This window comes from Faecalibacterium sp. PGM34 (assembly GCF_054456555.1).
Window position 1 is genome coordinate 1,562,589 of record NZ_CM136898.1, and the last position, 14,140, is coordinate 1,576,728.

Annotated in this window: 15 protein-coding genes and 1 tRNA gene; 11 read left to right on the forward strand and 5 right to left on the reverse strand. The window is 58.3% G+C overall.

Annotated elements, in window-relative coordinates; all coding sequences use genetic code 11:
• Positions 1–4 precede the first annotated feature (4 nt).
• Together ACXPUX_RS07325 and ACXPUX_RS07330 are read right to left on the reverse strand one after the other, a co-directional pair.
• A complete protein-coding gene (locus ACXPUX_RS07325; protein ID WP_458827740.1) occupies positions 5–889 on the reverse strand; it encodes a 4Fe-4S binding protein in 885 nt (294 codons plus the stop codon).
• The gene (locus tag ACXPUX_RS07330; RefSeq protein WP_337678835.1) at positions 882–1,025 is read right to left on the reverse strand and encodes a CD1871A family CXXC motif-containing protein; all 144 of its coding nucleotides are present in this window, start codon (positions 1,023–1,025) and stop codon (positions 882–884) included. Before ACXPUX_RS07330 ends, ACXPUX_RS07325 begins: the two co-directional genes overlap by 8 nt.
• Positions 1,026–1,173: 148 nt before the next feature.
• Between ACXPUX_RS07330 and ACXPUX_RS07335 the strand changes: the two genes are divergently transcribed.
• Entirely contained in the window at positions 1,174–1,746 is a 573-nt protein-coding gene (locus ACXPUX_RS07335) for a sensor histidine kinase (protein ID WP_458827741.1), read from the forward strand.
• A 95-nt stretch (positions 1,747–1,841) separates the two neighbouring features.
• Positions 1,842–2,723 (forward strand): aldose 1-epimerase family protein, encoded by an 882-nt coding sequence (locus ACXPUX_RS07340; protein WP_458827742.1) that lies wholly within the window; start codon positions 1,842–1,844, stop codon positions 2,721–2,723.
• Positions 2,724–3,106: 383 nt separating this feature from the next.
• Here the strand turns inward: ACXPUX_RS07340 and proS are convergent, their stop codons facing one another.
• Both proS and acpP read right to left on the reverse strand, forming a co-directional pair.
• Positions 3,107–4,546 carry a proline--tRNA ligase gene (proS, locus tag ACXPUX_RS07345; protein ID WP_458827743.1) on the reverse strand — a complete coding sequence of 480 codons (1,440 nt, stop codon included), beginning with the start codon at positions 4,544–4,546 and terminating at the stop codon, positions 3,107–3,109.
• A gap of 123 nt (positions 4,547–4,669) precedes the next feature.
• Positions 4,670–4,906, reverse strand: a complete 237-nt coding sequence (gene acpP, locus ACXPUX_RS07350) for an acyl carrier protein (protein WP_015537798.1) — start codon at positions 4,904–4,906, stop codon at positions 4,670–4,672.
• Positions 4,907–5,182: 276 nt separating this feature from the next.
• Here acpP and dapF point away from each other — a divergent pair, with 276 nt between their 5' ends.
• The 6 genes from dapF (at position 5,183) to ACXPUX_RS07380 (ending at position 9,462) form a co-directional block, all read left to right on the forward strand.
• Positions 5,183–6,022, forward strand: coding sequence for a diaminopimelate epimerase (gene dapF / locus ACXPUX_RS07355; protein WP_458827744.1), 840 nt, complete (start codon positions 5,183–5,185; stop codon positions 6,020–6,022).
• A 100-nt stretch (positions 6,023–6,122) separates the two neighbouring features.
• Positions 6,123–7,310, forward strand: a complete 1,188-nt coding sequence (locus ACXPUX_RS07360) for an LL-diaminopimelate aminotransferase (protein WP_458827745.1) — start codon at positions 6,123–6,125, stop codon at positions 7,308–7,310.
• 86 nt (positions 7,311–7,396) lie between these two features.
• Positions 7,397–7,816 (forward strand): GntR family transcriptional regulator, encoded by a 420-nt coding sequence (locus ACXPUX_RS07365; protein WP_458831188.1) that lies wholly within the window; start codon positions 7,397–7,399, stop codon positions 7,814–7,816.
• 2 nt (positions 7,817–7,818) lie between these two features.
• A complete protein-coding gene (locus ACXPUX_RS07370) occupies positions 7,819–8,664 on the forward strand; it encodes an ABC transporter ATP-binding protein (RefSeq protein WP_458827746.1) in 846 nt (281 codons plus the stop codon).
• Positions 8,661–9,302: an ABC-2 transporter permease gene (locus tag ACXPUX_RS07375; RefSeq protein WP_458827747.1), complete on the forward strand. Its 642-nt coding sequence runs from the start codon at positions 8,661–8,663 to the stop codon at positions 9,300–9,302. The genes ACXPUX_RS07370 and ACXPUX_RS07375 overlap by 4 nt, the downstream gene beginning before the upstream one ends.
• 1 nt (position 9,303) lies before the next feature.
• Positions 9,304–9,462: a hypothetical protein gene (locus ACXPUX_RS07380; RefSeq protein WP_458827748.1), complete on the forward strand. Its 159-nt coding sequence runs from the start codon at positions 9,304–9,306 to the stop codon at positions 9,460–9,462.
• 77 nt (positions 9,463–9,539) lie between these two features.
• Here ACXPUX_RS07380 and ACXPUX_RS07385 read toward each other — a convergent pair whose 3' ends face one another.
• Positions 9,540–10,556 carry a GDSL-type esterase/lipase family protein gene (locus ACXPUX_RS07385; protein ID WP_458827749.1) on the reverse strand — a complete coding sequence of 339 codons (1,017 nt, stop codon included), beginning with the start codon at positions 10,554–10,556 and terminating at the stop codon, positions 9,540–9,542.
• 340 nt (positions 10,557–10,896) lie between these two features.
• Between ACXPUX_RS07385 and ACXPUX_RS07390 the strand changes: the two genes are divergently transcribed.
• From ACXPUX_RS07390 to ACXPUX_RS07400, 3 genes are all read left to right on the forward strand, one after another.
• Positions 10,897–12,120: a 6-phosphofructokinase gene (locus tag ACXPUX_RS07390; RefSeq protein WP_097785863.1), complete on the forward strand. Its 1,224-nt coding sequence runs from the start codon at positions 10,897–10,899 to the stop codon at positions 12,118–12,120.
• An 84-nt stretch (positions 12,121–12,204) separates the two neighbouring features.
• Entirely contained in the window at positions 12,205–13,437 is a 1,233-nt protein-coding gene (locus tag ACXPUX_RS07395) for a 6-phosphofructokinase (RefSeq protein ID WP_458827750.1), read from the forward strand.
• A gap of 188 nt (positions 13,438–13,625) precedes the next feature.
• A tRNA-Tyr gene (locus ACXPUX_RS07400) sits at positions 13,626–13,710 on the forward strand.
• Positions 13,711–14,140: the final 430 nt, after the last annotated feature.

The window sequence follows — 14,140 nt, forward strand, 5'->3', positions numbered from 1 at the left end:
GGTTTTACTCCTTTGTTGTTTCAGTGTTTGATTGGTCTCCCAGCCCGAACTTGTACTGGATGGCGTCCGTTGGGCATGCTTTCATACACATCCCGCAGCGGATACATTCGGCGTGGCTGGGGGTCTTGGTAATGTCTACGTCCATCTTGCAGGACTTTGCACAGGCACCGCAGGAGACGCATTTGTGGGTGTCTACGCGCATCTGGAACAGTGAGACCTTGTTCAGCAGTGCATAGAACGCGCCCAGCGGGCACAGCCACTTGCAGAAGGGGCGGTAGAACATTACACTGCCCACAATGACTGCCAGCAGAATGCAGGCTTTCCATGTGAACAGCTTGCCCAGCGCGGCGCGGATGCCCGCATTGGTCAAAGAGAGGGGAAGGGCACCTTCCAGCACGCCCTGCGGGCAGAGATACTTGCAGAAGAACGGGTCGCCCATGCCCAACTCATTGACCGCCAGCAGGGGCAGCAGCACCACCATGACCAGCAGAACGGCATACTTTAAATAGCGCAGCGGCTTCAGTTTCTTGGTGGAAAGCTTGGGAGAGGGAATCTTGTGCAAAAGCTCCTGAAACCAGCCAAACGGGCAGAGAAAGCCGCAGATGAACCGTCCCAGCAGCACCCCGAAAAGGATGAGGATGCCGGTGATGTAGTAGGAGAAGCGGAACTTGGAAGAGCCCACCACCGCTTGGGATGCTCCCACCGGGCAGGCAGCCGCAGCGCCCGGGCAGGAATAGCAGTTCAGCCCCGGTACGCAGACGTATTTTCCACCGCCCTGATACAGCGTCCCTTTGGCAAAGTTGGGCAGGTGGATATTGGTCAAAAGGGTCGCCCCGGCCTGTATAAAGCCCCGGAACCGGGCAAGGGGATTTAGTTTTTTCTTATCCAATACCCACACACTCCATACACAGCCGGATGGCCTTTGAAAATACGGTGTCTGCCTCGCCCCGCCATAAGCCGAACAGCAGCATCAGTACCCCGGCAGCCAGCAAAAGCAGCTGCGCCTGTTTTTTTGTCATGAACATCATAGCCTCCTGTTGTTTGATGACACCAGTATACACTATGGGAGATAAAATTTCTGCTAAGAAAATCTTAACACGAATCTTAATACCGTCTGCTATAATCTGTTATAATGAAAAAAACGCAATTTTTATGGGAAGGGTGGAAAATAAAATGCGCCTTTTGGTGGTAGAGGACGAGCACTCCCTGCGGGAGCAGCTGGACCGCCTGACCGCCCTTGTGCGCACGCTGCTGGAAATGAGCAATCTGCAATCGGTCTCCCGCACCGACCAGATCTCCCTTGCACCGTTGGTGGAGGAGATCTTGACCGATTTGACCCCTCTTGCCCAGAAAAATGGCATCACCTTGCAGCAGGACTGCGAGGAGCTTGGCATGGTGGGCAGCGATGCGCTGATCTACCGGCTGGTGTTCAATCTGGTGGAAAACGGCATCAAATATAACCGCCCCGGCGGCGCGGTGCGTGTCACCCTGCGGAAGGAAAAGCAGAATGCTGTGCTGCGCGTTGCAGATACCGGCCCCGGCATCCCCGCAGACTGCCGGGAGAGCATCTTCCAGCCCTTTTTCCGGGTGGATAAATCCCGCAGTCGGGAGATGGGCGGCGTGGGGCTTGGCCTTGCCCTTGTGCGGGAGATCGCCGTACTGCACGGCGGCAGTGCGACCGTGGAGCGCAGCAGCGAAAACGGCACTACCTTTGCCGTCACCCTGCCGCTGGCGCAGCCCTGCTGAAACCGGGCGGACTGGGGCTTTATTTTTGGTGCACAGGGGAGTATACTGGAAACAGCAGGCCCCGGAAAATAAGAAGGACAAAGGAGATACTGAAAATGCAGGCAACCATTCACAACGAATTCCTGACCCTGACCGTGGATACCCACGGTGCAGAGGCTGTCAGCCTGAAAAACGCCGCAGGCGAAGAACTGCTCTGGCAGGCCGACCCCGCCATCTGGAAGCGCCACGCGCCCATTTTGTTCCCGTGGACGGGCAAGCTGGTGGACGGCACCTTTACCGCCAAGGGCAAAACATGGAAGGGCGGTCAGCACGGCTTTGCCCGGGATCTGGAGCACATCCTGCTGCGGGCAGAAGGGGACACCATCCAGCTGGAGCTGCGGGCAGACTATGCCATCAAGGCAGAGCGCTTCCCCTATGACTTTGTGCTCACCAGCACCTTCCGTCTGGAGGGCAAGACCGTGCACCATACCCTGCAGGTGACGAACCCCGGCACGGAGGAGCTGCGCTTCGGCATCGGCTTCCACCCGGCGTTCAACGTGCCGTTCGACGATAAGCATACCACCACCGACTACGAGTTCCGCTTTGACCAGCCGGAAAGCCCGGTCATCCTCGATGCCCGCCCCAACGGGCTGCTGAGCGGCAAGAGCTATTACCAGTGGAAGAATCAGCAGGCCATCCCGCTGACCGATGACCTGTTTGCCAACGACAGCTTCTGCATGGCAGGCCTGCGCACCGGCACCATCGGCATCTGCGAGAAGGATACCGGCCGCAATATCACCTGCAAGGTGGAGGGCTACCCCTATTCGCTCATCTGGTCGGCTCCCGCAAAGCCGGTACGGTTTGTGTGCATCGAGCCGTGGCACAGTCTGCCTGCAGCCGTTACCGACCCGAAGGACTGGGAGCAGCGCGCCGCAGCCGCCTGCCTTGCCCCCGGCGAAAGCTGGCAGACCACCCTTAGCACCACCTTTGACCGGTAATAAAAAAGCACGCAGAAACGAAACGGCGTGCTCTTGACAGAAACCTCAAAAGTGGGTATACTGTAAATAGAAAAGGCACTGCGACAAGCGGTCAGCCCTTTTGATGAACCGTCTTAGAAGCTAAGAACCGTCACCGGCCAGGGTGGCGGTTCTCGCTTTTTACCTTGATGGTAAATACCAATCCGAAGATATGGAACGTCAAAGTAATTGGCATAAGCTTCACCTCCTTTCGGAAGTGGGGCCGAACCGCCTGCCGTTATGTGCAGTGCCTTGCTGCCGAAGCAACAATTTTATAATAACATATAATTTGACAAATGACAAGTAAAACCCCCGGAGCACAAAAGCGCTCTGGGGGTTTTGTATCGGGTCAGAAAAACAGATGCTTAGTAAGCAACGCCCCAGTAGACCATAGCCTTAGCGGGCTTACCGCAGCAGGGGCACACATCACTGAGCTGCTCCTGCTCAAAGGGCATGCAGCGGCTGGAAAGTCCGGCCTCTTCCTTCATCTTCATCTCGCAGGCCAGATCGCCGCACCACATGGTCTTGATGTAGCCGGTGTTGGCTTTTGCCAGCTCCTTCACCTCGTCCATGATGGTGGCAGCCCAGGTGCGCTTTTCGCGGTTTTCCAGCGCACGCTCGTACAGATCCTTGCGCAGAGCCTCCAGCTGGGCGGGGATGGCGGTCTCCAGCTCGTCCAAGCTTACAAAGACCTTCTCGCGGGTGTCGCGGCGCACCAGAACGCACTGGTTCTTTTCCAGATCCTTGGGGCCGATCTCAAGGCGCAGGGGCACACCCTTCATCTCCCACTGGGCAAACTTCCAGCCGGGGGCGTTGTCGCTGTCGTCCAGCTTCACGCGGGCGTACTTGCTGATCTTTTCAGCCAGTTCGGCAGCCTTCTCAGAGACGCCGGGCTTGTGGGCGGCAATGGGCACAACCACCACCTGGATGGGGGCAATGGCCGGGGGCAGGATCAGACCGTCGTCATCGCCGTGGGTCATGATGATGGCACCCACCAGACGGGTGGAAACGCCCCAGCTGGTCTGGAACGGATGATGCAGCTGGTTGTCGCGGCCGGTAAAGGTAACGTCGTAAGCCTTGCTGAACTTATCGCCAAAGTAGTGGCTGGTGCCGCTCTGCAGTGCCTTGCCGTCCTTCATCATGGCCTCGATGGTGTAGGTGGCCTCAGCACCGGCAAACTTTTCCTTGTCGGTCTTGCGGCCCTTCACCACGGGGATCGCCAGATCCTGCTCGCAGGTGTCTGCGTAGCAGTTCAGCTGCTGCTGGGTCTCAGCCTCGGCCTCGGCAGCGGTCTCGTGGATGGTGTGACCCTCCTGCCACCAGAACTCTCGGCTGCGCAGGAAGGGACGGGTGGTCTTTTCCCAGCGCACCACGCTGCACCACTGGTTGTACTTCATGGGAAGCTCGCGGTAGCTGTGCAGCACGCGGGACCAGTGGTCGCAGAACATGGTCTCGCTGGTGGGACGCACTGCCAGACGCTCTTCCAGCTTGTCGGAGCCGCCCATCGTGACCCACGCCACCTCCGGCGCGAAGCCATTGACGAGCTCGCCTTCCTTCTGCAGCAGGCTTTCCGGGATCAGCACCGGCATAGCCACGTTCTCATGGCCGGTGGCCTTGAACCGGGCATCCAGATCCTTCTGGATCAGCTCCCAGATGGCCTGACCATAGGGGCGCAGGATGATAAAGCCCTTCACACTGGAATACTCCACCAGCTCTGCCTTTACGCAGATATCGGTGTACCACTGTGCAAAGTTTTCTTCCTGACTGGTGATCGCCTGCACGAGCTTCTTGTTGTCTTTTGCCATTTTGTTATATCCTCCCAAGGCCGTGCGCCAAACGCTGTGCGTTCCGCACGAACCATAATAAAGCCCCGTCTGCCTGCACGGCCGTGTGCCGCACTGCAAAGGCGGGGCTTTTGCCTAAAAGAATCAATTCTGCGCGTGGCTGTCCACAAAGTTTACCACATCGCCTACGGTGCGCAGGGACTCGATCGCGTCGTCCGGCACCTCGATGCCAAACTCGTCCTCCAGCGTCATCACCATGTCCACGATATCCAGACTGTCTGCCTCGAAATCGCTCATGATATCGCTTTCCAGCGTGATCTTTGCCGGGTCAACGTCCAGCTGCTCAGCCAGCAATGCACGGATTTTTTCAAAAGTATCCATTCCTGTGGTCTCCTTTTTGCAGTTGTATTGCATACGCGTACAGCCCGCCGTGCCCCGGAAAAACCTCCGGTATTCGGCACAGCCTTGCCTGCTGTACAAAGCGCTCCCTTTTTTTATATCCCATGCAGTGCGTATTGTCAAGCCCTGTTTTGCAGCAACTGAAGAAAATTGTCTGAAAGCTGCTTTTTCCCTTGACATCTCGTGCCGGTTTTTTTATCATTATAAAGTAATGAGTTTACAGGGACTGACCAGTCTCTTTTATAAGGAGCGATAAGCATGAAGCTTTCATTCACCAAAATGCAGGGCTGCGCCAACGACTATATCTATCTGGACTGCCGCACCTCCGGCGTGCCGGAGGAGATCGCAGCGCTTTCAGAGCGGCTGTCCCGGCGGCACTTTTCCATCGGCGCGGACGGCATTATCTGCATCTGCGCACCGGTCACTGCCGGGGCAGATGCCATGATGCGCATCTTCAATGCGGACGGCAGCGAGGGCAAGATGTGCGGCAACGGCATCCGCTGCGTGGCCGAGTGGCTGTACACCCACGGCACGGCAAAGCCGAAGCTTGCCATCGACACCCTCAGCGGCTTAAAGACCGTTGCCCGCATGGGCGAAGGGTTGTGGCAGGTGGAGATGGGGGCCTACACCGCCATGGCAGCGGCGCTGCCCGCCGTGAACATGGGCGAAGGGCCGCTGGTAGATCTGCCCTTGGAGGTGGAAGAGAACCTGTGGCGGGTGACCTGCATCAGCGTGGGCAACCCCCATTGCGTGACCATTGTGCCGGATGTGGACAGCCTGAAGCTGGAGCAGATCGGCCCGGGCTTTGAGCACCACGAAAACTTCCCGGAGCGCATCAACACCGAGTTTGTGCAGGTAGTGGACGCCACCCACCTGAAGATGCGTGTATGGGAGCGCGGCAGCGGCGAGACATGGGCCTGCGGCACCGGAACCTGCGCCACTGTGGCAGCCCTGACCGAGCTGGGCGTCTGCCCTGCCGGGGAGGACGTCCATGTGCAGCTGCGCGGCGGCGAGCTGACCATCCGGGTTCTGCCCGGCAAGCAGCTGCTGATGACCGGCGCTGCCGAGACCGTGTGCGAGGGCACGACCGAAGTGTAAAATGACCCTTTGAAAAAGTTCCCCCTCTGGGGGGAGCTGGCATCGAGCGAATGCGAGATGACTGAGAGGGTTCCACAATATAGAAGCGAGGGAAAGTATCATGAAGATGAACAAGCATTACAATGAGCTGAAGGCCAGCTATCTGTTCGTGGACATTGCCCACAAGGTGGCTGCGTATCAGGAGGCACACCCGGAAAAGGAGATCATCCGTCTGGGCATCGGCGATGTGACCCAGCCGCTGGCAAAGTGCGTGGTGCAGGCCATGCGTGACGCCGCCGAGGAGATGGGCACCAAGGAGGGCTTCCACGGCTACGGCCCGGAGCAGGGCTACCCCTTCCTCAAGCAGGCTATTCAGGGCTACTACGCCGGCCGCGGCACCCAGCTTGCCGAGGACGAGATCTTTATCTCGGACGGCGCAAAGAGCGACCTTGCAAACCTGCTGGGTCTGTTCGATGTGGACAACACCGTGCTGGTACCGGATCCCGTGTACCCCACCTATGTGGACGATAACGTCACTGATGGCCGCAAGATTATTTACAGCCGCACCGGGCAGGAAAATGGCTTCCTCGGCATGCCGGACGAGAGCGTGAAGGCAGATATCATCTATATCTGCAGCCCCAACAACCCCACCGGCGCTGCCTACACCCGCGCACAGCTGAAGGCATGGGTGGATTACGCCCGCAAGAATGATGCCATCATCCTGTACGATGCCGCCTACGAGTGCTTCATCTCGGACGGCGAGCTGGCCCGCAGCATCTTCGAGATCGAGGGTGCACGCGAGTGCGCCGTGGAGATCTGCTCCTTCTCCAAGATCGCAGGCTTCACCGGCACCCGCTGCGGCTACACCGTCGTGCCCAAGGAGCTGGAGCGCGAGGGGATGAACCTGAATAAGCTGTGGCTGCGCCGCCAGACCACCAAGTTCAACGGTGTGCCTTATGTGGTGCAGCGCGCCGCTGCCGCCGTGTTCACCGAGAGCGGCATGGCCGAGATCCAGTCTAATCTGGACTACTACCGCCGCAACGCAAAGGTCATCGCCGATGCACTGGACGAGTGCGGCGTGTGGTACTGCGGCGGCAAGAACAGCCCCTACATCTGGCTGCGCTGCCCCGGCAACATGAAGAGCTGGGAGTTCTTTGACTGGCTGCTGGAAAACTGCGGCGTTGTGGGCACCCCCGGCGTGGGCTTCGGCGAGTGCGGCGAGGGCTACTTCCGCCTGACTGCTTTCGGCGATGCGGAAAAGACCAAGCTTGCCGCCGAGCGCATCAAGACCGCCATCAAGGCACTGTAAAACCTATAAAAATTGCACCCGCTGTCCGTTTTGGGCGGCGGGTGTATTTTTTTTGCGCACCCTCTTGACAAATCTGTATCTGCTGTATATACTGTGCATATACAGATAAAACACAAGCGTCAAAGGAGCAGCCGATGGAACTGTTTATCAACAACAAAAGCGGCGCGCCCATCTATGACCAGATCTACAATCAGATCAAGCAGCAGATCATCAGCGGGGCTTTGCAGCCGGACGAGGCCATGCCATCCATCCGGGGGCTGGCACGGGATCTGCGCATCAGCGTCATTACTACCAAGCGCGCCTACGATGAACTGGAAAAAGAGGGCTTTCTTTACGCCGTACCGGCAAAGGGCTTTTTTGTAGCCCCGAAAAACACCGAGCTGCTGCGGGAAGAAAACCTGAAAAAAATTGAAGCGCATCTTACCGAGGCTGTCCGCCTGTCCGCCTCCTGCGGGCTGAGCAGGGAAGAGCTGGGGGAGATGCTGGAACTTCTATGGGAGGGCTGAATATGAACGCACTGGAACTGCAGGGGCTTACAAAGCACTATAAGGACTTTACCCTTGGCCCGCTGGACCTGACCCTGCCCGGCGGCACCATCTGCGGCCTGATCGGCGAAAACGGAGCAGGCAAAAGCACCACTATCCGGCTGATTCTGGACATGGTGCAGCGGGACGGCGGCACTGTGACCATCCTCGGCAGGGACAGCCGCACCGTTTCTGTCCGCACCAAGGAGGAAATCGGCGTGGTGCTGGGCAGCGAGGGCATCCCCCTGTGCCTGAACGCGGTGCAGACGGGCAAGGTGATGGCGGGCATCTACCGCAACTGGGACGCTGCCGCCTATGCGGAGCTGTGCCAAAAGTTCGGCCTGCCGGACAAAAAGCAGTACAAGGACTACTCCACCGGCATGAAGATGAAGCTGTGCATCGCCGTGGCGCTGGCGCACCACCCGAAGCTGCTGCTGTTGGACGAAGCCACCAACGGGCTGGACCCGGTGGTGCGGGACGAGGTGACCGACCTGCTGCTGGACTTTGCCCGGGACGAAAACCACTCCATCCTCATCTCTTCCCATATCGTCAGCGACTTGGAAAAGCTGTGCGATACCATCGCCTTCCTGCACAAGGGCAGGCTGCTGCTCTGTGAGGAAAAGGACGCCCTGCGGGAGGAATATGCCCTGTGGCATGGCACGGCGGCGCAGCTGGCGGCATTGGATACGCAGGTATACGGCAAGCGGGTCACCCCCTACGGTGCCGAGGCGCTTGTGCGCCGGGATGCAATGCCCGCCGGAGCAGAGCTTGCCCCGGTAAGCATTGAGGAATTGTTTGTACTGATGGTGAAAGGGGAGAACGTGCAATGAAAGGTCTGCTATTAAAGGATGCCTATCAGATGTGGAGCTACACCAGATGGATCATTCTGGTGTCGGTGGCTATGATGCTGATGGGAACGTTTTTCATGAAGGAAGGGTCTAATTTCTTTATGCTGTACGGCGGGCTTTTGCTGGGAATGTCGCCCATGACCTTGCTGGCTTACGACCAGAACAGCCGGTTCAGCGCTTACAGCGCCGCCCTGCCGGTGACAAAAGGACAGATCGTGGGCGGCAAATACCTCATCGTACTGTGTGGTATGGTGCTGGCGGAGCTGCTGAGCATGGCAGCGCTGGCGGCAGCACAGCTGCTCTGGGGCACGGTGACGGTTCAGCTCACCGTGGCGACCCTGCTTCAGGTGGCGATGCTGACCCTGCTGGGCAACATCATCCTGCTGCCGTTGACCTACCGCTTTGGCTACCAGAAAGCCCGGTATGTGTACTACCTGTGCATCGGTCTGCTTGCGAGCTTTATGGGCTATTTCGTTTCTTCGGGGGACAATGCTTTAAACAGCCTCCTGCCTGCGCAGGGTTCGCTGCTGGTGCTGGTCGTAGTGCTGGCGGCGGCGCTGGCGCTGTATGCTCTCTCGTGGCGGCTGTCCGTTGCATGGTACGGAAAGGCAGAGCAGTAAGATGAAGAAAAGTCAAATCGCAGGCATCCTGTTCGGCGTTGCCATGGGCGTTTTGTTCAGCGTGTCGCTGGGGACGGTCGGGTTTGTGCTGGGGGCCAGTTTTGTAAGTCTGGGCATGGTGATGTTCAAAGGGCTGGATGACCCGCCAGATAAAAAATAATACAAAAAAACAGGTGCACCGTATCTTTATCAAAAGCGTTGGCTTTTGAAAAGGCGGTGCACCTGCTTTTTGCTTTTTTATTCTGCGCTGTAAGCGCTGCCCATGATCCACGGGTTACTTGCGGAATATTTTGCGTGGTTGCGCAGATAGGTGACCCATGCGCCGTAGCCGTTGCCGGCCGAAAGGTGTACGCCGTCCGGTGCGGCGACCATTTCCTTCAGGTTGCCCTCGCCGTCAGCCAGCGCCTCCCACAGGTCCAGATAAACGCAGCCCTTGCTGGCGGCCAGCTGTGCCAGCTGCTCGTTCACGCCGCGTAGCACGTCCGAGGCAAGCCCCGGCTTCTTTTCCGCTGCCGCAGGCCGTACCGGAGGGATGGACTGTACATAAATAATGCAGTCGTCCCCCAGTGTCTGGCGCAGCTCGTCCAGCATCTGGCCGTAGTAGGCCAGAAAACGGTCAGAGGCACCCAAGGTAGTCAGGGTGTTGGTGCCCAGCAGGATATACAGCTTTTTGGGTTGCGCCGCTGCCAGCACATCCAGCGCCACCTCCTGACCGCGGGTGGGGCTCTTGACGGCGGCGCGGTTGACGATGGCGTCCGGCCCTACGCCCGTATAGCCGCAGATGAGCGCGCCGCTCAGATTGATTTGATAATCCGAGAAGCCCACCGTCAGGCTGTCGCCCAGAAAGGCGGCGTCCGAAAAATAGCTCAGGTCTACCTGACCGCAGGCCGGCTGCCGGATGACGCTGGCATCGTAAGACTTAATGGTATAGGCACCGTCGGTCTGCCGGGCAGGGCCGAAACTCTCCAGCTGCACCGCCTGTGCCGTGCTGCTGTCACCGGCTGCACCCTCGCTGCCGCTGCCGGAAGCCGCTTCGCCCTGCATGGGCAGCGGTGCCAGAATGTTCTGTGCAATGCCGCCCGTGCCGGTCTGCGGGGTGCTTTCTTCCTCCACAGTCCCTTTTTCCAAGATGGCGGTTACCGCATAGGCGACCAGCAGGATGGCCACAATGACTCCCGCCAGCCGCAGCTTGCCGCCGATGCCCCCGCGCGTGCGCCGCCGGGGTGCCGAATGATACTCGTGTGAAATGCCCATATTCTCTGTCCAGCTTTCTGCATTTATCCCAACAGACAGGTACTTCTGCCCGGTATTTTTGGAGTGCGCACCTATTTTATCATATTTTTTTTGCCTGTGCAACCAATTGGGTCTTGCATACAACAGGCAAAACGGGTACAATAGGATTGCAGCTTATTTTGCACATTTTACAAAAAGCGAATACACAAGCTGCAAATATTTTTGTGTCAGTTGCGGCAGATGGCTGTTTTGCCGTCCCGGTCTGTTGGCAGTGCAGGGCCGACAGATCACTTTACCGGACGGTGCGGAAAGCCGTTTGCCCGGCAGCGGACACATTTTATATGATCTGAAGGAGGTTTCCATGGCCAAGAATATCATCATTGGTCAGAGCGGCGGCCCTACCGCCGTGATCAACTCCAGCCTTGCGGGCGTATACAAAGCCGCCCGCAGTCTGGGTGCAGACAAGGTGTACGGCATGAAGTACGGCATCGAGGGTCTGCTCAAGGAAGAGCTGCTGGAGCTCAATGTCCTGCTGGATGACCGCATGAGCATTGAGCTGCTCAAGCGCACCCCGTCCAGCTATCTGGGCAGCTGCCGCTTCAAGCTGCCCGACCCGGACACCGATGCCACCCCGTTCGTCAAGCTGTTCACCCTGTTTGACAAGTACGACATCTGCGCCGTGTTCTACATCGGCGGCAACGACTCGATGGATACCATCGCAAAGCTGTCCCGCTACGGGCAGCGTGTGGGCAGCAGTGTGCGGTTCATCGGTGTGCCCAAGACCATCGACAACGACCTGTGCCTTACCGACCACACCCCCGGCTACGGCTCTGCCGCAAAGTACATTGCTACCATCTTGAAGGAAGTCATCCGTGATTCCTCGGTGTATAACATCCGCAGCGTGACGGTGGCCGAGATCATGGGCCGCCACGCAGGCTGGCTGGCCGGTGCAGCCTGTCTGGCCGGCGGCGAGGACTGCGAAGGTCCCGATCTGATCCTGCTGCCGGAAGTTCCCTTTGATCAGGACAAGTTCCTTGCCCGGGTGGACGAGCTGCAGCGGGTGAAGTCCAACGTTATCATCGCAGCCAGCGAGGGCGTAAAGACCGCAGACGGCACTTATCTGTGCGATCTGGTTTCCACCGCCGGTCAGCTGGACGCCTTTGGTCACAAGGCCATCCTCAGCGGCACCAGCCGTTACCTTTCGGAGCTCATCCACGACAAGCTGCAGTGCAAGAGCCGCGCCATCGAGTTCTCCACCCTGCAGCGCTGCGCCAGCCATTTGGCCAGCCGCACGGATGTGAACGAGGCTTACGCCGTAGGCGGTGCCGCCGCAGCTGCTGCCTTTGCCGGTGAGAGCGGCCGCATGATCGCCCTCAAGCGGGTCTCCAACTACCCGTACCAGTGCATCACCGAGTCTGTGGATGTGCAGCAGGTGGCAAATCTGGAAAAGAAGGTCCCGCTGGAATGGATCACCCCGGACGGGATGCAGGTGACCGAAGCTTTTGAGGAGTACGCCCGTCCGCTGATTTTGGACGAGGTGACCCCTGTTTATGTGAACGGTACCCCCCGCCACATCCGTCTGTGATCCGCCTTTCCCTTCCGCGTCTGTTTTCGTGCAACTGCACGTTTTTATAGCCGAAACAGAAAAAACAAAAAAGGAGAAATCATCATGGGAAAAAACGCAATTGTCGGTCAGTCCGGCGGCCCCACCTCTGTCATCAATGCCAGTCTGGCGGGTGTCTTTGAAAGCTGCAAGAACCGCGGCGCAGACATCGTGTACGGTATGTGCAACGGTGTTGCCGGTCTGCTGGAGGAGCGGGTGGTGGATCTTTCCACCCTGCTGACCGATGACTTGGACATCGAGCTGCTCAAGCGCACCCCGTCCAGCTTTCTGGGCAGCTGCCGCTACAAGCTGCCCGACTGGCGGGATGACGAGGCGGTGTACAAAAAGCTGTTCGTCATTCTGGAAAAGCTGAACATCGGCTACTTCTTCTACATCGGCGGCAACGACTCCATGGACACCATCGGCAAGCTGGCTGACTACGGCCAGCGCATCGGCAGCGACATCCGCTTTATGGGTGTGCCCAAGACCATCGACAACGACCTGATGGTCACCGACCACACCCCCGGCTACGGCTCTGCGGCCAAGTACATCGGTGTTGTGATGAAAGAGATCATCCGCGACGCCACCGTGTATGGCACCAAGTACGTTACCGTGGTGGAGATCATGGGCCGCAACGCCGGCTGGCTGACCGCCGCCGCCGCACTGGCCAAGAGCGACGATTGCGAGGGCGTGGACATGATCTGCCTGCCCGAGGTTCCCTTCAACGTGGAGCGCTTTGTGGAAAAGGTGCGTGTGATGCAGGAAAAGAAGCCCAGCATCGTCATTGCCGTGTCCGAGGGCGTAAAGCTGGAGGATGGCCGCTATGTTTGCGAGCTGGCTGACGACGTGCACGCATTGGACGCTTTCGGCCACAAGGCACTGACCGGTACCGCACGGTATCTGGCCAACGTGGTGGCACGCAATCTGGACACCAAGACCCGCTGCATCGAGCTTTCCACCCTGCAGCGCTGCGCCGGTCACCTGACCAGCCGCACCGACATCACCGAGGCCTATCAGGTGGGCGGTGCTGCTGCCAAGGCAGCCTTTGAGGGTGTTACCGGCCAGATGGTGGCTCTGAAGCGCATCTCCAACAACCCCTACCAGTGCACCACCGAGCTGCATCCCATCAGCGAGGTTGCCAACTTGGAAAAGAAGGTTCCCTTGAGCTGGATGAACAACAACCACACCCAGATGACCGAGGACTTCTTGGACTACGCCCGTCCGCTGATCCAGGCTGAGCTGACCCCGCTGTATATCGCCGGTCTGCCGCACCATATTTACATGAAGAACCAGAAGTGATCTTCTCCTGACCTGTTTTCGTCAGGCTGAAAAGCCCTCCCGCCCGGACACTGCAAAGCGCACCCGGACGAGAGGGTTTTTATGATTTTCACATATATTTTTGCGCGCAGCCCAAATTATGGGTTGACAAATCGCGCTTTCGGTGGTAACATATACAGGCAGTCCACGCGGCTGTGGAAAACGAATATGGGCGTGTTCCCGAGTGGCCAATGGGGACAGACTGTAAATCTGCTGCTTTCAGCTTCGGTGGTTCGAATCCACCCGCGCCCACCAAGAACTCCGGTACCCAATGGGTACCGGAGTTTCTGTTTTATCTATCTTGCAAAAGGGGCTACAAGGGTGGATTCGAACAGCATCGACCCGCCGAATAGTCCGGCGGGGAAAAAAGCCCCTGCGGGGCTTTTTTAGATGCGCGGCTCGCGCAATCCACCCGCGCCCACCAAGGACTCCGGTATCCAATGGGTACCGGAGTTTCTGTTTTATCAGCTTTGAAAAAGTGGATGCAAGGGTGGATTCGAACAGCATCGACCCGCCGAATAGTCCGGCGGGTAAAAAAGCCCCTGCGGGGCTTTTTTAGATGCGCGACTCGCGCAATCCACCCGCGCCCACCAAGGACTCCGGTATCCAATGGGTACCGGAGTTTCTGTTTTATCTGCCTTGAAAAAGTGGATGCAAGGGTGGATTCGAACAGCATCGACCCGCC